We start from the raw sequence: 19,536 nt of genomic DNA, 5'->3' as shown, positions 1-19,536 counted from the left end.
GAGAGGGCTCATCGAACACCCAAGCTATGGTCCGCCGTGTCCCTGGCCGCAAATCGCTTGAAAGTCGAAAGTGCCTGACCCACAACTTGGTCCATGTTGTAGTAGCGGTAGCTCGCCAGTCGTCCGACGAAGGTCACATCGCTGCGCGAGCGAGCAAGAAGCGCGTACTGGTTGTAGAGCTCCTGATTTTCGGGCCTTGGGATCGGATAGTAAGGGTCTCCGGCTGAACACGGGTACTCGTGACACACACTCGTCTTGGGATGGACTTGCCCGGTGATGTGCTTGAATTCGGTCACTCTCGTGTAAGGAATCTCTTCAGAGGGAAAATTTACGACCCCGACGGGCAAAATTCGCCGCTGGTCGTAGGTCGTGTGTTCGAACCGCAGGCACCGGTAAGGAAGCCGACCATACTGATAGTTGAAGAACTCGTCGATCGGTCCGGTGAAGATGATATGCGTGCCGGGGAACTCATCCCGGACATCTCTAAAGTCGGTGTTGAGCCGAATATCGATGCGATCGCTATCCAGCATATTCTCAAACATCTTCGTGTAGCCCTCCTTTGGCATCGCCTGGAAGGTGTCCTGGAAGTAGCGATCGTCGGTGTTCGTGCGAGTAGGAATGCGGGCGGTAACTGCCTTGTCGAGTTGAGAAGGATCCAGTCCCCATTGCTTGCGCGTATAGCCCTCGAAAAATGTCCGGTACAAATCCAATCCGACCTGCGCGATAACGACGTCCTTCGAAGTGCGCACCCGGTCCATCGGCTCCGCCTTGGAGGCGAGGTACTGGGCAGCCGCGTCGTCGTCCTTCAAATCAAGTCCGTACAGCCCATTGAGGGTTGTGCGATTGATCGGTATCGGCAAGAGCTTGCCCTCTACATCAGCAAGCACGCGATGTTCGTATGGCCTCCACGCGGTAAAGCGCGAAAGATAGTCGAAGATCATTTCGCTGTTGGTGTGGAAGATGTGCGGGCCATATTTGTGAACAAGAACGCCATGTTCGTTGTAGAAATCGTACGCATTGCCTGCGATGTGGGATCGCCGATCGCAGACGAGCACATTGTGCTTGCCTTTGTTTGCCAGCCTCTCGGCAAGGACTGCCCCAGCAAAACCGGCGCCGACAATCAAAAAATCATAAGCACGGCGCCTAGATCTCATTTTTGCCGGTTTTCGCGAAATGGGCGATATCGAGCGCAGATTTGTTTCAGCCGCTTCCTGCACCAATCCGTCCATTTTCCGGTGAGTCTCATCCCATGAGACCGTCGACAGAAATTCATCGACGCCTTTCAGCCATTTTCCTGACCGGGGCTTTAATTTCATTGCGGCTTCGCATGCCTCAACGAATTCGCTCGCATCGGATGCAAAGAAGACCCCGCTGATGTCTTTGTATTGACGCACGACGTCGACAACCGGCGTAGTGACCACGGCAAGCCCGGCTGCCAGGTATTCCGGGGTCTTTGTCGGGCTGATAAACTGGGTGGCCTCATTCATGGCAAACGGCATTAGAGCCACGTTCCACCCAGAGAAATAGGCAGGCAGGACCTTGTAGTCCTTCTGGCCGAGGTAGTGGATGTTGGGTGCGCGAGGAAGATCCTCCTCCCTGATCTTGGCCACCGGACCAATGAGAACGATTGACCAGGACGGCCGTCGTGCCGCCAAGACGCTTATCAGTTCCAGATCAAGACGCTCATCGATGACTCCGCAAAAACCGAGGACAGGGCCAGCAAGATCCGCTTGGTCCGGTGGGCTGATCGGCACCGTTCGTGCCGACCGAAAGTGCCCCACATCCACGCTGGAGGGAAAGGGATGAATGTTGTCATGCAGGAGGCGCTTGGCGTCGTAGAGGCTATGGCCACCTGTGAAGACCACATCAGCCCGATGCATCAGCTCACGCTCCAGTTTCACCATATTTGCCGGCGCGAATCTGAAGTTGGCAAGTTCGTCCATGCAATCATAAACAATTGCGGCCGCATCGACATGCCGGGCAAATGGAAACATCATTGGTGTGTAGAACCACAGGACTGGCTTGGGATGACCAACAAGGTCCAGAAGCTCGTCGAGCAATCCGGCCAAACCCGTGTTTCGTTGTGCCTCGGTCCATTCCCTGGGAATTCGGGGCCTAACGGATTTTACGGTCGTGCCCGCGAAAGGATGGATTTCCAGATAGGCCAGATGGTGGTCTGTCGGAATAAACTCTTCAAAGAAGTAGACGTGTCGGTCGCGAGCAAACCGCTTCATGAGGTGTTGTGGCCGCTGCACGACATAATCCCACCGCAGGTGTGAAAAACAAATCACCGGCGCGCGAGCATTAGAAGAACTCTCTTTTTTCTTCAGATCTGCGGTTAGAACATCCATACTCATTCCGCGCTGAGATGTTCGTAGGCCCGAACAACTTCAATTGACGCGCGCCTCCTTGTTTGCTGACTGTTCGGCTCGAATGAGCTGGCGAAGTTTCTTGATGGAGTGTGGCCAAGTCCAAGATCGGAGGACTGCGTCGCGCGGACTAAAGTCGGTAAGCCGCGACAACATCTGGGCAATAGCAATATGAAACTCGTCCGACGTTGCGGTCGCGCCGGTCTGCGGGGTTATGTATTGCTGGCCGCATCGCAGTTCGGCGTTGGCAAGTACAGGCAAACCTGCGAGCATGTATTCGGTGAGGACCGCCGGGGCCCCGTCATCGACCCCGCACACCACGCCCATGCGAGCGAGATTCATCAACCTGTTGACCTCCGCGAAGGAGACGCCTGGAGGTCCGACAAAGTCGACATCAATCTGCAATTCCGCCGCGTGTTGACGCAACTGATCCGATCGATCGCCGTAGCCGAAAACGCAAAGCGCGCGCACGGACTTCGGCATCTTGGCGAGCGCGTGAAACAGGACATCGTGACGCTTATAGGCTTGCGCGGCGGCTACATAAATTATGTCGTAAGGCTTGGCCCCCTCGATTGGGTAGAACATCGACGGTGCTGCAAATTCCGGACCGATCGGAAGGACCGCGGTGCGTTTGCCCGGGTGACACGCCTCGACCTCGCGGCTCTGCTCTTCTGATCCGGTCAGGATCAGATCGAAGTGGCGGCTCGTGGCGAAAGGGACCCGCAACGCCGGCGCGTCGATCGAGTTATAGATTTTGAAGCTGTTTCGACAAGCCTGCAGGATTTCCTCATCGACCCCTAGGCCCCAGACACAGAGAATATCCGGAGCGCCATAGATCTCGATATGAGCAAGCATGTCGTCCGACGAAAACGGAGGGGTGTTACCGTCGAGGTGGAACGAGCGCCGTGTCAGGAAGGAACTTTCTCTTACCGTTGGTGGGGGGCCGCTGGCCAGCCAATGGCTCCAGATCTCCGCCCGATCGACTAGGCCATCGGCTACGCAGGCAATTGGCATTCGTTCGAGATAGCTACCCTTTACCTCGACATTGTCTTCTGCGGTTGGCCGAGCAGCCAAATCATCCGCGAAAGTCGATGCCCAGGCCGCCAAGCGCTCTGACTTAGTCGGGACTGTTGAAACCGGTGGCCAGCCGTCCTGGAAATCACTGATGACGACAATCTTTCGCATTACTCACTTCGCACATCTACAGTCGCGAACGTCTTGACGACCACCGCGTTTGGGGAAACGGAGTTGTATTTGTCAGGAATCTAATAGTCTCGGCTTGGAACCGCCGAGCACACTGTTTGTTCCAGTTTTGGCCAACTTAAATTTCCCAACCCATCTATTCAGGACCACCGGTGTCAATCGAGTTCCCATTGGTGGCGCCGATTCTGCTCACGAAAGCCGAACTTCAAACGTCCCTGAACACGGGATCGTCAGAAGGAAAAAGGCATCCTGCAGAAAGAAAGAATGAGTTCACTGCGTCGCCGATCTTTGGCACTGCGAGTTTTCGACGCTCCTTTTCACAGAAACCGGAACATAGCCGGCGCCACAACGTTTGGTGTGGTCTGAGGTCATGCGGATTGATGACTTGGTGACCCTCACCTGTGAACTGTTCAAAGAGTGAACTGATGTAGTTCAACTCGAAATGAGAGAAAGGCCACCAAATGGCTACCAAGACGAAAGTCCTGAGCGATCTCTTCCACGATACCCTCATGGACATCTATTTCGCGGAAAAGCAAATCCTCAAGGCGCTCCCAAAGATGGCACGGGCTGCGCGGTCTGAAGAAGGCAAAGCTGGCTTCCTCAAGCACCGGGACGAGACCGAAGGTCAAATCGAGCGGCTGGGGCAGGTTTTTGAGATTATCGGAAAACCTCTGCGGGGTAAGACATGTGAAGCCATCCAAGGCATCCTCGCCGAAGGCGAAGAAATCATGGAAGAGTACCGTGACAGTCCCGCCCTCGATGCCGGCCTCATCTCGTCGGCCCAGGCGGTCGAACACTATGAAATTGCCCGCTATGGGACGCTCAAATCGTGGGCCGCCCAGCTTGGTCTCGATAAAGCCGTTCCACTGCTCGACGCCAATCTCCAGGAGGAGATCGCCACCGATCAAAAGCTGACGGCACTGGGCGAAGCTGCGGCAAACTTAAAGGCTTCCAAGCAGGCCGCCGAGTAGTCCAACTCGACATGGAGAAGCCGCCGTGAACGGCGGCTTTTTCATTCCGGCACAGGCAAGTGCGCACTCTCCGCGTAGTCCCCCGGCCAATCAATTCGAAACAACGGAGTTCGCCCCATGGCCAAGAAATCTCAAGAAAAGTCGACCTTGAAGCAGCGGGAAACTGTGACGATCCATGATCAAAAGGTGCGCCGCGGGGAAGGAGGCGAGCTTCACCAGATCGCGGAAGACGATACGCCCGTCCTGACCACCGCTCAGGGCGGCCCCGTTGCCGACGACCAAAACTCCCTGCGCGTTGGGCCACGCGGTCCGCTTGTGATTGACGACTTTCATTTCCGTGAAAAGATTTTCCACTTTGACCATGAGCGCATCCCCGAGCGGGTAGTCCACGCTCGAGGCTATGGAGCGCACGGCTATTTCGAAACCTACGAGTCGCTCGCCGCCTATACCCGGGCTGATGTTTTTCAACGAGCAGGTGAGAAGACACCGGCGTTCGTCCGCTTTTCCACAGTTGCCGGCAGCAAGGGGTCGTTTGATCTTGCCCGCGACGTCCGCGGTTTCGCGGTAAAAATCTACACCAAGGAGGGCAACTGGGACCTGGTAGGCAATAACATTCCTGTCTTCTTCATCCAGGATGCAATCAAGTTTCCCGATATTATTCACGCGGTGAAGCCGGAGCCGGACCGCGCCTTTCCCCAGGCGCAATCTGCCCACGATACATTCTGGGACTTCATCAGCCTCACGCCGGAAAGCATGCACATGATCATGTGGGTGATGTCGGATCGCGCGATCCCCCGCTCGTTCCGGTTCATGGAAGGGTTTGGCGTTCACACCTTCCGCCTCGTCAATGCAAAGGACGAGTCGACCTTCGTTAAGTTTCACTGGAAGCCGAAGCTGGGCCTCCAGTCGGTAGCCTGGAACGAGGCGGTGAAGATCAATGGCGCCGACCCGGATTTTCACCGCCGCGATCTTTGGCAGGCAATACAGTCGGGCAATTTCCCGGAATGGGAATTGCAGGTTCAGCTTTTCGATCAGGAATTTGCAGACAGCTTTGATTTCGACGTGCTTGATCCGACGAAAATCATTCCCGAGGAGGTCCTGGCGCCCCAGCCGATTGGACGGCTCGTCCTTGATCGCATGCCGGACAACTTCTTTGCCGAGACCGAGCAGGTAGCATTCATGACGCAGAACGTTCCGCCTGGCATCGATTTCAGTAACGATCCTCTCCTACAGGGGCGTAACTTCTCCTATCTCGATACGCAGCTGAAACGTCTCGGCAGTCCCAATTTTACCCATCTTCCGATTAATGCGCCGAAGTGTCCCTTCGCGCATTTCCAGCAGGATGGCCACATGGCTATGCGCAATCCGATCGGTAGAGTGAACTACCAGCCGAACTCCTTTGCGGAGGGGCCACGGGAATCGCCGATGAGCGGCTACCGGCATTTCCCCGCCGAAGAGACAGGGACGAAGGCGCGGCTACGGCCGGAGAGCTTTGCCGACCACTACAGCCAGGCTCGCCAATTCTACATCAGCCAGACCGCTCCCGAGCAACGCCACATAGCGGCCGCGCTGACATTCGAGCTGAGCAAGGTCGAAACGCCGGCTATCCGCGAACGGATGGTGTCCCATCTCCTCAATATCGACGAAACGCTAGCAACCGCCGTTGCCCAGAAGCTCGGCTTCCATTCGATGCCAAGCCCGGCTGATGCGGCCATGCCAACACGGCAGGATCTTGAACCGTCCCCAGCGCTCAGCATCGTGGAACGCGGACCGAAACGCTTCGAGGGCCGCAAGCTCGGCATCCTGATCACCGACGGTCTGGATGCAGCGTTGTTAAACGGCCTGACGGCGGCGGTCGCCAAGGAAAAGGGGGCCTGCGAACTTGTCGCTCCGAAGGTCGGGGGCGCTACGGCCTCGGACGGGACCTGGATAGAAGCACATCACATGATCGATGGCGGTCCCTCCGTGCTGTTCGACGCCGTCGTCCTGCTGACTTCGGCTGACGCCATCGACGACCTCGTAAAGGAAGCCACCGCCCGCGATTTCGTGGCGGACGCCTTCCAGCATTGCAAGTTCATCGGCTACGACCCCTCGGCGATGCCGTTGATCGAAAAAGCCGGGATCGCCGATGGCCTCGATGAGGGTACAATCGAGCTTCCAGGCGAAAAGGGAATATCCGATTTCGTCTCGACGCTCGGCAAGCTGCGCGTCTGGGCCCGAGAACCGTCGGTGAAGCTGGGTAAAGCGTCGTCGCCTCTAGACTAGGCTCGCTGAGATCCCGCGCGCCAAACAAGGGACCCGGGCAAACCATCTGCTCTCCACCCCGAAGCCTGCAGGTTACCCGTTCAGCCTGACGCTTCCTCCGCCGCCGGACAGCGAACCGTCCGACGGCCATATCCTTAATTCGGGAAAAAGCGTCCGTGCTAGACGCCAGCGGGCCTCGCAGCCTCTCGCGGGAAGGTTGGTTTAAGGCGAGAGTCGCCCGCCGCCGGACTTTGCTTTGATCATCCACGGCGCAACCGCGGGAGTTTTCACGAGTATACCCTTCTTCTTCGCGAAGGCGCGCAGTGCGTCTCGCGCCACCTGAAGGGGCTTATGTCCGTCGTGGGCGAGGTAGCACGTCTTCAGGGTTGCGTCGTGAATGATGTCACGGTCTCCTTTGGACCACTCCTCAAGGAAATCGATCGCATCGTCTAGGTTTGTGATTTCGAGGATCAGATCCTTCCTTTCACGCAGGTAAAGTGGCCGGTCAAACATCTTCATTTGCATTTCTACCTCACTTAATAGCTGCGGCACCACCAACCTGTGGACCAGCCGGCGGGGCCGATCGGTGGAGTCGTCAGGCCCGCTCCCGTGAGAACGGGCCTGAACCATCGCTTTAGAAGTCCATGCCAGGGCCGGCCGGTAGTGCTGGCGCGGCGTCCTTCTTCGGCTTTTCTGCAATCATCGCCTCGGTAGTTACCAGGAGGCCAGCGACCGAGGCAGCATCCTGGAGCGCTGTGCGCACGACCTTCGCCGGGTCGATCACGCCCTGGGTGTAAAGATCACCGTATTCTCCGGTCTGGGCGTTCCAGCCGTAGGAGAAGTCCGTCTTCTCGCGCAGCTTGCCGACGATGATTGAGCCTTCTGCGCCAGCATTCTCAGCGATCTGGCGAACCGGGGCCTCGACCGCACGTCGAACGATCTCGATCCCAACCTTTTGGTCTCGATTGGCCGAAGGCAGATCGTCGAGCGCCTTGACGGCCCTCAGCAGCGCGACACCGCCGCCCGGAAGAATACCTTCCTCAACGGCCGCTCGGGTGGCATGCAGCGCATCGTCGACGCGGTCTTTCTTTTCCTTCACCTCTACCTCAGTCGACCCGCCCACTCGAATGACAGCAACACCGCCGGCGAGTTTGGCCAGACGCTCCTGGAGCTTCTCGCGATCGTAGTCGGACGTGGTTTCTTCGATCTGGGCGCGGATCTGTGCGACACGGCCGTCGATATCAGCTTTGGCGCCAACGCCGTCGATGATCGTTGTGTTCTCCTTCTCGATCGCAACTTTCTTTGCCCGACCGAGCATGTCGAGGGTGACGTTCTCAAGCTTGATACCGACGTCGTCGGAGACAACCGTGCCGCCGGTGAGAACGGCGATATCTTCAAGCATGGCTTTGCGGCGATCGCCGAAGCCCGGAGCTTTGACCGCTGCAATCTTCAAGCCGCCGCGCAACTTGTTGACGACCAGCGTCGCTAGCGCTTCGCCCTCCACATCTTCAGCGATGATGAGCAGCGGCTTGCTGGATTGCACCACCGCTTCGAGAACGGGCAGCATGGCCTGAAGGTTGGAAAGCTTCTTTTCGTGGATCAGGATGTAGGGATCGTCAAACTCGGTCCGCATCTTGTCCGCATTGGTTACGAAATACGGGCTGAGATAGCCGCGGTCGAACTGCATGCCCTCAACGACTTCGAGTTCAGTCTCTGCAGTCTTGGCCTCCTCGACGGTGATGACACCTTCATTGCCCACCTTCTGCATCGCCTCAGCCAGGTAGCGGCCGATCTCCTCGTCGCCGTTGGCCGAGATGGTGCCGACCTGGGCGATCTCCGAATTATTGGAGATCTTGCGGGCGTTTGTCTTGAGTTCCCTCACTATCGCGTCAACCGCAAGGTCGATGCCCCGCTTCAGATCCATAGGATTCATGCCCGAAGCAACGGCCTTCGCGCCTTCCTTGACGATCGCTTGCGCAAGCACAGTGGCCGTAGTCGTCCCGTCACCGGCGAGATCGTTGGTTTTGGAGGCGACTTCGCGCAGCATCTGCGCGCCCATATTCTCGAACTTGTCTTCCAGCTCGATTTCCTTGGCGACCGAGACACCGTCCTTGGTGATGCGAGGGGCGCCAAAAGACTTGTCGATAACGACATTGCGCCCCTTTGGGCCGAGCGTCACCTTGACGGCATTGGCAAGAACATCGACCCCACGCAGCATGCGTTCACGGGCATCGGTATGAAACTTGACTTCTTTCGCAGCCATTTCCTTAACTCCTCAATAGGCAGCTATTTGACTGATGGATTTATGGTGTGGTTGGCTCAAGCTGCCTGCTTGCGCTCGACTTGGGCCTCGAGGACACCCAGGACGTCGCTTTCTTTCATGATCAGCAGGTCTTCCCCATTGATCTTGATCTCGGTTCCTGACCACTTGCCGAACAGAATACGGTCGCCTGCTTTGACGTCGAGCGCCTGGACTTGGCCCGCTTCATTGCGTGCGCCAGGTCCGACGGAAACGACTTCTCCCTCCTGGGGTTTTTCCTTTGCCGTATCAGGAATGATGATGCCGCCCCTGGTTTTCTCTTCTGAGTCAACCCGGCGGACGAGAATGCGATCATGCAGCGGTCGGAAAGACATGTTTTCCTCCAATGGACAAACACTATTGACGTTGTTCCCCCATCACCGGACCGGACAGTCCGGACGGGTGCAAAACCTCGAATGAGCGTCTTGCGCAAATCATCTGGTTTCACAATTTTTCGAATTCAAGGGGTGAAATCAAAAAAATCAGCACTCGCATCGTGCGGCTGCTAACATGCTGTAAAGGAACAACAAAGCCTCCTTGCCGTTTAGAATTTCGTTGATGACCGCGAACAATTGCGCCACCTTGGCGCTTGTTGAGGCAACGGAGATGAAACATGCGATATTCATCGGATTTCGAGCGTCAAATAAACGGCTACGGACTGACCACCGCGCATATCCTTTACCGCATTCCCGATTTCGAATCCGTTCTGCAGACCTATATCTGGCAGGATTATGATCTTGCTCCCGAGTTTCCTGAGATGCAGAAATTCCTCGATTTCTGGCAAGCCAATCTTGACGGTCCGCTGCATTCCGTTCGCTATACGCATCACCATCTGATCGGCCCGAATGAATGGCGACGCGTGGATGGCGAGTTCCGACTGAACTGAGCCCTCTGTTGGGGTTTTGAGTCTGCAGATGCAGTCGTTTAAAAACGTCGAAATGCGCACGCGATTTTTTTTGTTATGGGCCCTTGAAACTGCGGTCCATCCTAACCAAATCGCTTGCCGCCAGCCGCTCGTGTAGGGCTGGCCTTGCTGGAAGCGTCGTCTTTCGGCGCTTCCGTACCCATGTTGCTCAAGGAGGATATGGTTATGGCAACAACTTACGACTACGCACCACTGTTCCGTTCGACTGTCGGGTTCGACCGGCTCTTCCATTTGCTCGAAAACGCGCAGCGCGCTCGTTCGATCAGTGATTGGCCTCCCTACGACATTGCCAAGACCGGTGACGATAGCTACCGGATCTCGATTGCGGTGGCCGGCTTTGCTCGCGACGATCTCGATATCACGTTTCAAACCAATCTTTTGACGGTCGTCGGCAAGAAGCAGGAGACCTCTTCCGAAGCCTATCTGCATCGCGGGATCGCCGGCCGACCGTTCGAGCATCGGTTCGAGCTTGCCGACCACGTCCGAGTGATGGGCGCGGATCTGAACAACGGCCTTCTAGAGATCGATCTCGTGCGGGAAATCCCGGAGGAGATGAAGCCACGCAAAATCGCGATCGAAACAGCTGCGGCGGTTGAGCAGTCAAAAGCTCAGATGCAAATCGAAGCATCGAATGCCGCGTAGCTGACGTAAATTGGGCGCCGGTTTCAAGGCGCCCATCGGCATTCCGGGTTGGAAAGGAGAGCACGATGAAACCCGATATGTTCGAGCGGCCGGTTAGCATCCTTGTTGGCCTTGGTTTCCCCGGCGAAATCCGCTCCGTGATGGACGCTTATCGTCTCCTCGTCGATTGGCCAGCCCCGTCGGGGGATGCGGTGCATTCGGTGGCGATCAAGGCCTGTCTGGCTGCATTACGGGGAGAGGTTGAAGCAGAGACTGTGCGCGGCCTTTTCGTCGCCTTCGCCGAAAGGCACCATCTTCTAGCGCCAGCGATGGATGCGAGCATCCCATCTGCGCCGCCGGCTTTTGAGATCGGCACCGTGCCTGGCACGGCCGTTGAAAAGTCTTTGTATGGCATCAAGGCGAAGGGAGATCACCATGCTTAATCCCGAACTACTGCTCATGGCACCCATCTCGGTTCAGATGAAGGACGGCACGCGGCAGGTATTTGCGTCTGTCAACGACGTTCTCGATTTCCTGGAAGGCGAATGGACTATTTATAGAGGCCGCAAGCACAATAGGGCGGTTCAGACATGTCGTCGGGCGCTTAACCGAATGACGCCGGTTGCCATCGCCCGCGAAGCGTTCGTTGAGGCCTGCCGAGACGCTGGAATGTCGACAGATGCCGAGCGGCCGTTCGGCGCCAAACCCGATGCTGGTGGCCACCATTCCCCAATTTAGAATGTGATAATCCGGGCAACCCGAAGCGCCCGACTCCCCACTTCTCGAGGCCGCTCGTGCGCCAGACTGCTTTAGCCGCAGGAGTGGCATGTGAGAGACGAGGGTCATCGACCCGGTCGCCGACGCGACCGGGTAGGAGACGAGAAATCAACCTCCGTAGAAACCAGTCAGAACCCTCGTACGAGCGGAGTGGCTTTTGGGCACCTCTGCACGATTCCTTACCTCGCCCCTACAGCAGCTGGACGGGGCGACTTCGGTTGCAGCGCGGAGCTGTATCCGTCGCCGCTTGTCAAACCGCGTTGGGGAATAACTGGTTCCAGCCCTCAGCAAGCGACAGGTCGTTCGAGCAGAGAGGGCCGGCGAGAGTGGGTGGCTGCACCCGTCTCACATCGATTGACGGCTCTGCTTGATCGATAGGTCAGTCCCAAGCAAGGGACCTCTTGAGTTTGAGCCACCCATCTGTCGTGCACGGTTCGACGAGTACCGCTGGTTCCCGAGCCGCGCCGGTTCGAAATGAAACTGGCTGGATCGTCGAGTGGCTCGGAACGTCGACCGACGTCCACGAGATGCGGGAGTTGTGGGCATATCAGAAGGTCCTCGTCGCTGAACTGCAATACGGTAATCATCCGGACGTGGTGCTTGCGATGGGGAACAAGACGTCACGCCCCAGAGCGGATCTGTATACCTCCCGGGCTCGCTTCCGTGACCAGCTGTGTGGCCGTCCAAAATGTACTCTCTCAATTGATCTGACCGCGTGACATTTGATGAAATGAACCATGCTGAATCTGCCGCGATGGATGGTTCGACGGACCGAGCAACGGAAGCGGCCGGGTGTTAGACAAGCAATTGGTTGTCGAAGCCATCGGCCTTTCAACGAGGGACGACCGATGAAAGCGTCAGCGAAGACTCTTTGAGAGGATTATCTTGTACAAGCCTCAGCACTTCCTATCTCAGATTCCACCCTCGACATGGAGCCTCGAGATGGACCAGATGGCACGAAAACTCCCTACCGATCGCGTGATCGAAATCATCCCGCCTGCGCCCGTAAAGCGGGACGCGCGGAGCACTTTGACGTGTCAGTGTTGTCAAAAGCAGTTCCCAGCCTCACGTATGGACGTCGATGGTTGTGGCATATGCGAGGAATGTCTCGCCCCGTAAGCATCTGCGGGGCGAGTGGCGCGTTCAAGCTGGCCTGACGTTTGCGGCTCGTACCAGACTGCGTCCAAGCGAAGCGCAGGCCCGCGTTCCGCGGCTCGGATAAGACTGCATAAGAGCCAGTTCGGCCGGCAGAACGTTCCGGCGGTGCAGTAAGGGTCTGAGCGGGCGAGCGGCGCTGTCGCCGAAACACACCAGCTGCTCGGCACTTGAGATGGGCAAAGGCATGCGATCAGAGCAAGTGGTGTGAGATAATCGACGGCGCCGGCGCTACTCCGGAGATGCTTTTATTGAAAGATTGTCAGGCTTGAGGGAGGTGGTGGCAGATCCTCTCCAGATAACACCGCCCGGAGATACAACAGAGCGTTTTGTAGGCCGCTGGCCGAGTAAGGTTTCTCGATAGCGCCGAGTGCACCCGCGAAGTCCGCCGGAATTCGTTTAAGGTTGCCTGAGACAAAAACGAAGGGGATGCCCCTCGAGGCCAAGTATCGACCGATATCAATACCAGTCGGACCATCGCGCAGGTGGATATCGACGAAAGCGAACTCTGGTTGTTCTCGCTCGACGAGCGCAATCGCTTCGCTTGCGTCGCTTGCCAGGCCGATAACCCTATAACCGCTGGACTCGACCTCATGTTCAAGTTCCAGGGCCAGGAGCATTTCGTCTTCGACAATAAGGGTTCGCAAATATCGGCCCTTCCTAATCTCCTACCGGCAGCGTTACACGAACTTCCGTGCGGTGACCGGAAACCTCTCGCTCGCTGGTTGCCCTTAGCTGCCTGATCGAGGCGTCAAGCATGGCGCGGCTGAAGGACTCTTGTTCTTTGTCGACCTCGACGGGTGTAACCGTGTCCAGGACTCGTATGAGCAAGTGTCCGTTGAGCCTTCGGATTTCGAGGTGTATTTCGCCCCCGCCATCACTGAGGCCGCGTCGGACTGCATCACCAACGAGTTCGTTAACGATAAGGGCGAGGGCCGAAGCTTTCGACGCCGAGACTGTCACAGAATGAAGGTCCGTAGTTAAGATGATGTCTGGCCTTTTCAGAGAACCCACGATTTCGGTAATCAGGTCTCGACCGAAATCGGCCACATCGAACTGACCAACGCGGTTATCATTGAGAAGCTTCCTTTGGGCGGCACTCAGAGCCTCGACGCGGTCGAGTATTGATTTAAGTGTCTGTGCGACCGTAGCGTTGCTGGTCATCCGCATTTGCAATCTGATGATCGAGGCGATTGTCAGAAGGTTGTTTTTAACCCTGTGATCGACCTCGTGGACAAGGGCAGTTTTCACGCGCAGCGCTTCCATGAGCTCCGCAGTGCGACTTGAGACTTCCTCTTCTGCAAGCTGGCGCGCCTTGGCCAGCTCGGCTTCTTTGCTTTTGGTGCTCGTGAAGTCGAGTTGTGACGCGAAGAAGTAGATCACTGCGCCGGCCTGATCGCGGACGGGACTGACAAACAGCGCGTTCCAGAAGCTGCCACCGTCCTTACGGTAATTGAGGATGTCGACCGAGACATCGCGCGCTTCTGAAATGGCATCCCTGATCTTAGCGATCGCCGCTTTGTCCGTGTCCGGCCCTTGGAGAATGCGACAGTTCCGGCCGACCAACTCATTCTGACTGTAGCCCGTCAACTCGGTGAAGGCTCGGTTCGCGAAGATGATGGGATTATCGTCCTGCCTTGGATCGGTAATTAGCATCGGCATGCGTGTGGCCTTGAACGCAGCCGCGAATGGATCTTCAGATGGGTGTGAAGCTAAGAGGCGGTCGCCCGCATCACGGGCGTCACGAAGGTGGTTTTCGTCGGCCATTTTGCTCATCCAGGTCGGCTGTTGCGGGCCACCCAAACAACGGATTGCAGATGATAGGTATCTATCCGCGCGTTTTGTGTTTTCAAGGTTTTCCGAAATGGGGGCGCACACGGCATCTTATGAGGTCACGCAAACAGTCTTAACGAGGGTGCTCCTCAGTCTGTTAGACCGAGCTCGACTTGCGCGATAAAGTGCGTGCCTTCTGTTGACTTGTATTCGAATGAACCGCGCAACTGACTTACGACCCCGCGAATGATACGGCTGCCCATGCCTTTGCGCACAGTCGATGTGTCGAAGCCCACGCCGTTGTCGCAGATGGTAAGCAGGGAGCGGCGCGAAGACACTTTGTGGAACGCTATTTCGAGCTTCCCTGGGCGGCCGTCCGGAAACGCGTATTTAAGACTGTTTGTCACGACCTCGTTCACCAGGAGCGCGACGGCCGTGGCCTGTTCGGGTGTCAGGTCAAACGCACCGATATCGTACCGTACGGATACGTTGTCAGAATAGGCGCTGACGAGTTTGTCCACGATCGACGGGATAAGATCACGGGCGGACAGGGCGTTGAACTGGTCGCGATCATAAATTTGCTCATGGACCGCGATCATGGCGCCGATCCGGTCAAAGAGCGACTTCTGTGCCTCGGGCGGCAGTAGCTGCATGCGGATGACGCCCTGCACAGCCTGAAAGTTGTTTTTGACCCGATGATGGATTTCGCGCAGCAGAAGGCGATTGTCCTCAAGTGCGGCCTCAAGTTCGGCGGATTTCTTCACATCGCGCTTAACGAGGTGCCTGACCCATCCTCCTGCGGCAAGCGATGAAGCGGCAGCAAGTGCCATAACGGCGATCGCGATGAAGACGTCATTGCGGAAGGGGACCAGCCCGACACGGTAGTCAGCCGACGCGAGCGCAACGATTTCCGTTCCCTCAACAACCCGATAGGCGACCATACGGTGCTCGCCGTCCGCTGGAGATATTGCCTCGTAAGTCCCGTTGGGCGAGGAGGGAAGATAGTCGGTAAACAATACGTACTTGCTCATGTTCAACGGACCGTCGGGGGCGGGGTAGCGTGCGACGAGTTCTCCGTCCTTGCGGATCATGCTGATAGTCGAATTCGTGCCGAGAGAGACGGCCTCCCAAACATCCTTCAGCAGGTCGCTCCCTTGGAACGACACCATTGCAGCGCCGACGAACACGCCGTTCCGTTCCAGGCGCCGGCTGAACACGAATATCTGCTGATCGTTGAGTCTGCTGACCAGAAGACCGGAAACGAAAGTTTTCGCTCCCTTTTCGACGGCGGCGAAGTATTCGCGGTCCCTTATGTCGATGGGCTTAATATCGGGATCGGTGGACAGAAGTGTCCGGCCATTCCGGTCGACGACGTAGGCCTGAACTTGTCCCGGAAGATTAGAAACCGCCTCGTTGATGTTCTTGACGTCATCCGTGGCAATGCCCAGCGTCGGTCCAAGAGCGTCATCAATTCGTTGAAGTGTCTGTGCCGAGAGCGCGTTTATCCATGAGGCGTTCGTGGATACGATTTTCGAGGCGGCAATTGCGCGCTCTTCGGTCCGCCGTATCGCGGCATGGTAGCTCTCGTATAACCACAGGCTCAGTAGCACGACAAGCGCCGCAAACATTGCCGCAATGACAAACGTCGCGGCTCTGGACACCGTAACCGTCAGACTTCTCACCATGCCCCAGTCCCTAAAACCTGAGTACATATTAGAAGGCTTCTAATCCAATGCAAGAAACTCCACCCCTCGATCGGACGCCTTTCAGTCCTGGTCACCAAGCACCTGGGCATCATGGAAGCTCCGGCCGATAGATCCTCAAGAGTAGGGTAGGCTGGGAAGCGCCAAGCGGCCAAGCAGTACGTGCCTCTCTTTCACTCTCGCCATCCCCTCGTACGGCCGGAGGGTGCATATTCGGTAACTCCGTACGATCTCTGGTTGAGTTGCTCCACTCCTCTTTCATAGATAACTGCTATGGCCTTGGCCAGGTCACGCGCCAAATCATCTCGGGCGATCGTGGCGGCTGCTGGGTCGCCTGCACGCAGAATATAGGAAGGATGCCATGTCACGAGGACGGGGCCGCCGTGAAGACCGGTTTCAATCTCCCCCCGCCGCTCCGCAATTGGACGGTTGTCGCCTGTGAGGGCGAAGGCCGCGGAGGCGCCAAGCGCCACCGTCAACTTCGGTTTGACAAGGGTCAGTTCCAGTCCCAGCCACCCGCGACAATGAGCAATTTCGCCGCGGTCCGGATTGCGGTGCAGACGCCGCTTGCCACGTGGGCTGAACTTGAAATGCTTGACGGCGTTCGTCAGCCACAGCGTCCTTGCGTCTATACCGGCGTCGGAAAGCAATGCCCGAAGCAACTGCCCGGCCGGCCCCGTAAACGGGCGGCCCTCGATATCTTCCCGGTCGCCAGGCTGTTCGCCGACGATCATGAGCTGCGCGTCAGCGGCACCTTCACCCCAGACGGTCTGCGTCGCGGATTCGCACAGGTCGCAACGCCGACATTGTGCCGCGGCCTTCGATGCCTCCTCCAGGGTGTCAATTTGCTCGGGCGGCTGCGGCATTGAAGCCCGATAGCGCTCGGACACCGCGGCTGCGCCCGTTCGCGGCGCGGAGATGCCTGCCTCGCGCATCTTTTGCACCCGTGCTTCCGCTGCGGCGAGCATCTCGGGGATCAGGCGCGTTTCCGGCAGGTTGTGCCAGTATTTCTTCGGCATCTCCGACTGCATGGCGTCGAGCTTGATGCGGGCCGGATTGAAGATGTTGACGAAATAGGCTGCCCAAAGTTTCTCGGCCGCATCCTCCGGCAGGTCTGGTTTCGTGCCACCCTGATCAAAGGTCAACGCGCCGTCAACAAAAAGGGCGGTCAAGCGCGGCGTCGCAATCATCCAATCCATGTCGCCGAACCGGCGGGCAAAGAAAGCGCTTCCCGGCTCCAGCGTATTGTGCGTCGGCTCAAACCAGGCGGCAAAGCGTCGACGCGGACCCTCTGCTGAGATTTCGCGGAAGCGAACGAATGCATGCATCTTGTGAATGTCCCGTGCGACGGATTTCTGCATAAGCGACAGTTTGCGACCGAGCGGATCGGCGGGCGAGAGCGGCTCGCCCTCGCGCCTGTCGAGGCGCCAAAGCGCGCGATAAAGGAGCGCCAAGCGTTCTGGTGCTGAATGCCAGATCACGGACTGCGCCAAAGTCATGAAGGCTTGAGGAACGCGTGCTGCGTGCTCGCCTGTAGTCTCCGGGAGAAAGGCCCTGTCGAATAGGCCGCCCGCGCTATTCCAGTCAATTTGGTCGGGGGCGATCCGGTGGCTGATAGCGCGCCTGGCGGCATTTCGCCAGGCATCAAAAGTTCCCTTGTCCGGAAGTGAGACCCCGTAAGTCATAGAAGCTGAAGTTGCTTTGGCGGGGGCGCCAGGCGCGCGCGCAGATCGCCGCTGTCCGTCAAACCGCCGGGGCTCCAGCCGGGCAGGGCAACGAAGGGGCGGGCCTTGCGTGTCAGCGCTCCCATTCGAGCAAGATCCTCGACACGGAGGCGGCGGTTGCGTCGCGCGGTGATGATGCGATCGACCACGCGCGTCCCAAATCCCGGCACGCGCAGAAGCGTATCGCGGGAGGCGAGGTTGACGTCGACCGGAAAGAATTGCCGGTTCTGCAGCGCCCATGCCGTCTTCGGATCGAGCTCCAGATCCAGAAAGCCTCCTTGCGTGCCGGTCGCGATCTCGTCGGTCGTAAAGCCATAAAATCGCAGAAGCCAGTCGGCCTGATAGAGCCGGTGCTCCCGAACAAGCGGTGGCTGAACCAGGGGAAGCGCAGAGGAAGCGTCCGGGATCGGTGAGAACGCCGAATAGTAAACGCGCCGCAGCTTGTAGCCGCTATAAAGCCGGGTTGCGCAGGACAGGATGGCGGTATCGTCGGCGCCATCAGCGCCGACAATCATCTGCGTGCTCTGGCCGGCAGGGGCAAAGCGTTGCGGCTTGCGGCCGGTGTGGGTCTTGTCTTGCGCGGCTTCACCTTCCAGCCGAACCTGTGCCATGGCGGCACGAATGGTTTCCGGCCGCTTCTCCGGCGCGAACTTCCTTACGCTCGAATCCTCTGGCAGTTCGACATTTATTGACAACCGGTCGGCCCAAAGGCCGGCCTCACGAATGAGCTCAGCCTGTGCGTCGGGGATGGTCTTGAGGTGAATGTAGCCTTTAAAACCGTGGACTTCTCTCAGCGTTCGGGCAATGCGGACCATATCGGCCATGGTCTGGTCAGGCGAGCGGATGATACCGGAGGAGAGAAACAAGCCTTCAATGTAGTTGCGTCGGTAAAACTCGAGCGTCAATGATACCACTTCTTCGACGCTAAACCGCGCGCGCTCGACATTGGAACTGACGCGATTGATGCAATAGGCACAGTCGAAGATGCAGAAGTTCGTCATCAGGATCTTTAATAGCGATATGCATCGCCCATCTGGCGTGTAGGCATGGCAAATACCGCTCCCACCAGAAGATCCTATTCCTCCTTTGCGTGAATCTCGCTTCTCGCCACCGCTCGAGGCGCATGAGGCGTCGTACTTGGCTGCGTCCGATAGGATCGCCAGCTTCTTTCCAAGTGCCATAGGTGTCATGACGCGACTTTAGATGTTCATGTTATGTTCGTCAAGGTTTCGCGGGGAGCCGCAGGCGAATGTCGAAAGATGAACGGTCGCTGTGTTCCGCTTCCAGTATCGGAGCTTTCAATCAAGAACGCTTTCCCTGGTCGCTTCAGAATTTTCAGTCGCCGCTGATCCATCCCGCATTCCATGCGTATTTGATTGGGTTGATAAATGAAGAAGGATGTGATGCTCAAAAAACCTGCCAGTCACCCCAATATCAAACACGGCGGCATTGGAGTGCTGCTGGTCAATCTCGGCACCCCTGATGGCACCGACTACACCTCGATGCGCCGCTACCTGAAGGAGTTTCTGACCGACCGCCGGGTGATCGAGTGGTCGCGACTGTTCTGGTACCCGATCCTGTTCGGCATCGTGCTCAACACCCGCCCCGGCAAGGTCGGCAAGGCCTATGAGATGATCTGGAACAAGGACTTGAACGAAAGCTACCTCCGGACCTACACCCGCAACCAGTCCGAACTGATGGCGAAGTCCTTCGCCGACCAGCCTAACGTCATCGTCGACTGGGGCATGCGCTACGGCCAGCCGTCGATCGCC

General features: G+C 57.5%; 16 protein-coding genes and 1 pseudogene. 7 read left to right on the top strand and 10 right to left on the bottom strand.

Annotated elements, in window-relative coordinates:
• Window positions 1–8 precede the first annotated feature (8 nt).
• Together glf and IB279_RS16940 are read right to left on the bottom strand one after the other, a co-directional pair.
• Window positions 9–2,351 carry a UDP-galactopyranose mutase gene (gene glf, locus IB279_RS16945; protein WP_113189570.1) on the bottom strand — a complete coding sequence of 781 codons (2,343 nt, stop codon included), beginning with the start codon at window positions 2,349–2,351 and terminating at the stop codon, window positions 9–11.
• Window positions 2,352–2,390: 39 nt separating this feature from the next.
• Complete coding sequence (locus IB279_RS16940) at window positions 2,391–3,554, bottom strand: glycosyltransferase (protein WP_167550738.1); 1,164 nt, start codon at window positions 3,552–3,554, stop codon at window positions 2,391–2,393.
• A 479-nt stretch (window positions 3,555–4,033) separates the two neighbouring features.
• Between IB279_RS16940 and IB279_RS16935 the strand changes: the two genes are divergently transcribed.
• Window positions 4,034–4,543: a ferritin-like domain-containing protein gene (locus IB279_RS16935; RefSeq protein ID WP_060529765.1), complete on the top strand. Its 510-nt coding sequence runs from the start codon at window positions 4,034–4,036 to the stop codon at window positions 4,541–4,543.
• Window positions 4,544–4,660: 117 nt separating this feature from the next.
• Window positions 4,661–6,808 (top strand): catalase C, encoded by a 2,148-nt coding sequence (gene catE, locus IB279_RS16930; RefSeq protein WP_060529764.1) that lies wholly within the window; start codon window positions 4,661–4,663, stop codon window positions 6,806–6,808.
• Between the two features lie 201 nt (window positions 6,809–7,009).
• Here the strand turns inward: catE and IB279_RS16925 are convergent, their stop codons facing one another.
• The 3 genes from IB279_RS16925 to IB279_RS16915 form a co-directional block, all read right to left on the bottom strand.
• Window positions 7,010–7,312, bottom strand: a complete 303-nt coding sequence (locus tag IB279_RS16925) for a DUF982 domain-containing protein (RefSeq protein ID WP_034800001.1) — start codon at window positions 7,310–7,312, stop codon at window positions 7,010–7,012.
• Window positions 7,313–7,421: 109 nt separating this feature from the next.
• Window positions 7,422–9,050 carry a chaperonin GroEL gene (gene groL, locus IB279_RS16920; RefSeq protein ID WP_034800000.1) on the bottom strand — a complete coding sequence of 543 codons (1,629 nt, stop codon included), beginning with the start codon at window positions 9,048–9,050 and terminating at the stop codon, window positions 7,422–7,424.
• A 56-nt stretch (window positions 9,051–9,106) separates the two neighbouring features.
• On the bottom strand, window positions 9,107–9,421 hold the full coding sequence (locus IB279_RS16915) for a co-chaperone GroES (RefSeq protein WP_034799999.1): 315 nt from the start codon (window positions 9,419–9,421) through the stop codon (window positions 9,107–9,109).
• Window positions 9,422–9,699: 278 nt separating this feature from the next.
• Here IB279_RS16915 and IB279_RS16910 point away from each other — a divergent pair, with 278 nt between their 5' ends.
• From IB279_RS16910 to IB279_RS16895, 4 genes and pseudogenes are all read left to right on the top strand, one after another.
• Entirely contained in the window at window positions 9,700–9,972 is a 273-nt protein-coding gene (locus IB279_RS16910; RefSeq protein WP_034799997.1) for an usg protein, read from the top strand.
• Between the two features lie 204 nt (window positions 9,973–10,176).
• Window positions 10,177–10,653 (top strand): Hsp20 family protein, encoded by a 477-nt coding sequence (locus IB279_RS16905; RefSeq protein WP_060645038.1) that lies wholly within the window; start codon window positions 10,177–10,179, stop codon window positions 10,651–10,653.
• Window positions 10,654–10,718: 65 nt separating this feature from the next.
• Window positions 10,719–10,967, top strand: a pseudogene (locus tag IB279_RS16900) (DUF982 domain-containing protein); the annotation flags it as partial.
• A 100-nt stretch (window positions 10,968–11,067) separates the two neighbouring features.
• Window positions 11,068–11,370: a DUF982 domain-containing protein gene (locus tag IB279_RS16895; protein WP_034800027.1), complete on the top strand. Its 303-nt coding sequence runs from the start codon at window positions 11,068–11,070 to the stop codon at window positions 11,368–11,370.
• 1,442 nt (window positions 11,371–12,812) lie between these two features.
• Here the strand turns inward: IB279_RS16895 and IB279_RS16890 are convergent.
• From IB279_RS16890 to IB279_RS16870, 5 genes are all read right to left on the bottom strand, one after another.
• The gene (locus IB279_RS16890) at window positions 12,813–13,211 is read right to left on the bottom strand and encodes a response regulator (protein ID WP_192339387.1); all 399 of its coding nucleotides are present in this window, start codon (window positions 13,209–13,211) and stop codon (window positions 12,813–12,815) included.
• Window positions 13,212–13,224: 13 nt separating this feature from the next.
• Window positions 13,225–14,331 carry a PAS domain-containing protein gene (locus tag IB279_RS16885; RefSeq protein WP_034799995.1) on the bottom strand — a complete coding sequence of 369 codons (1,107 nt, stop codon included), beginning with the start codon at window positions 14,329–14,331 and terminating at the stop codon, window positions 13,225–13,227.
• Window positions 14,332–14,486: 155 nt separating this feature from the next.
• Entirely contained in the window at window positions 14,487–16,022 is a 1,536-nt protein-coding gene (locus tag IB279_RS16880; RefSeq protein WP_192339386.1) for a sensor histidine kinase, read from the bottom strand.
• A 191-nt stretch (window positions 16,023–16,213) separates the two neighbouring features.
• Complete coding sequence (locus IB279_RS16875; protein WP_192339385.1) at window positions 16,214–17,725, bottom strand: UdgX family uracil-DNA binding protein; 1,512 nt, start codon at window positions 17,723–17,725, stop codon at window positions 16,214–16,216.
• On the bottom strand, window positions 17,722–18,945 hold the full coding sequence (locus tag IB279_RS16870; RefSeq protein ID WP_192339384.1) for a putative DNA modification/repair radical SAM protein: 1,224 nt from the start codon (window positions 18,943–18,945) through the stop codon (window positions 17,722–17,724). Before IB279_RS16870 ends, IB279_RS16875 begins: the two co-directional genes overlap by 4 nt.
• 222 nt (window positions 18,946–19,167) lie before the next feature.
• Here IB279_RS16870 and IB279_RS16865 point away from each other — a divergent pair.
• Window positions 19,168–19,536: ferrochelatase (locus IB279_RS16865; RefSeq protein WP_375292948.1), on the top strand; the 369-nt coding region annotated here is incomplete at its 3' end.

Source organism: Ensifer sp. ENS06 (assembly GCF_014852205.1).
Classification (GTDB): Bacteria; Pseudomonadota; Alphaproteobacteria; order Rhizobiales; family Rhizobiaceae; genus Ensifer; species Ensifer adhaerens.
This window is presented reverse-complemented; position numbering and strand designations above follow the sequence as displayed.

Excerpts from the sequence above, each read along its gene's own strand:
- glf (WP_113189570.1), bottom strand. The coding sequence starts at position 2,351 with ATGGATGTTCTAACCGCAGATCTGAAGAAAAAAGAGAGTTCTTCTAAT.
- IB279_RS16940 (WP_167550738.1), bottom strand. The coding sequence starts at position 3,554 with ATGCGAAAGATTGTCGTCATCAGTGATTTCCAGGACGGCTGGCCACCG.
- IB279_RS16935 (WP_060529765.1), top strand. The coding sequence starts at position 4,034 with ATGGCTACCAAGACGAAAGTCCTGAGCGATCTCTTCCACGATACCCTC.
- catE (WP_060529764.1), top strand. The coding sequence starts at position 4,661 with ATGGCCAAGAAATCTCAAGAAAAGTCGACCTTGAAGCAGCGGGAAACT.
- IB279_RS16925 (WP_034800001.1), bottom strand. The coding sequence starts at position 7,312 with ATGCAAATGAAGATGTTTGACCGGCCACTTTACCTGCGTGAAAGGAAG.
- groL (WP_034800000.1), bottom strand. The coding sequence starts at position 9,050 with ATGGCTGCGAAAGAAGTCAAGTTTCATACCGATGCCCGTGAACGCATG.
- IB279_RS16915 (WP_034799999.1), bottom strand. The coding sequence starts at position 9,421 with ATGTCTTTCCGACCGCTGCATGATCGCATTCTCGTCCGCCGGGTTGAC.
- IB279_RS16910 (WP_034799997.1), top strand. The coding sequence starts at position 9,700 with ATGCGATATTCATCGGATTTCGAGCGTCAAATAAACGGCTACGGACTG.
- IB279_RS16905 (WP_060645038.1), top strand. The coding sequence starts at position 10,177 with ATGGCAACAACTTACGACTACGCACCACTGTTCCGTTCGACTGTCGGG.
- IB279_RS16895 (WP_034800027.1), top strand. The coding sequence starts at position 11,068 with ATGCTTAATCCCGAACTACTGCTCATGGCACCCATCTCGGTTCAGATG.
- IB279_RS16885 (WP_034799995.1), bottom strand. The coding sequence starts at position 14,331 with ATGGCCGACGAAAACCACCTTCGTGACGCCCGTGATGCGGGCGACCGC.
- IB279_RS16880 (WP_192339386.1), bottom strand. The coding sequence starts at position 16,022 with ATGGTGAGAAGTCTGACGGTTACGGTGTCCAGAGCCGCGACGTTTGTC.
- IB279_RS16875 (WP_192339385.1), bottom strand. The coding sequence starts at position 17,725 with ATGACTTACGGGGTCTCACTTCCGGACAAGGGAACTTTTGATGCCTGG.
- IB279_RS16870 (WP_192339384.1), bottom strand. The coding sequence starts at position 18,945 with ATGGCACTTGGAAAGAAGCTGGCGATCCTATCGGACGCAGCCAAGTAC.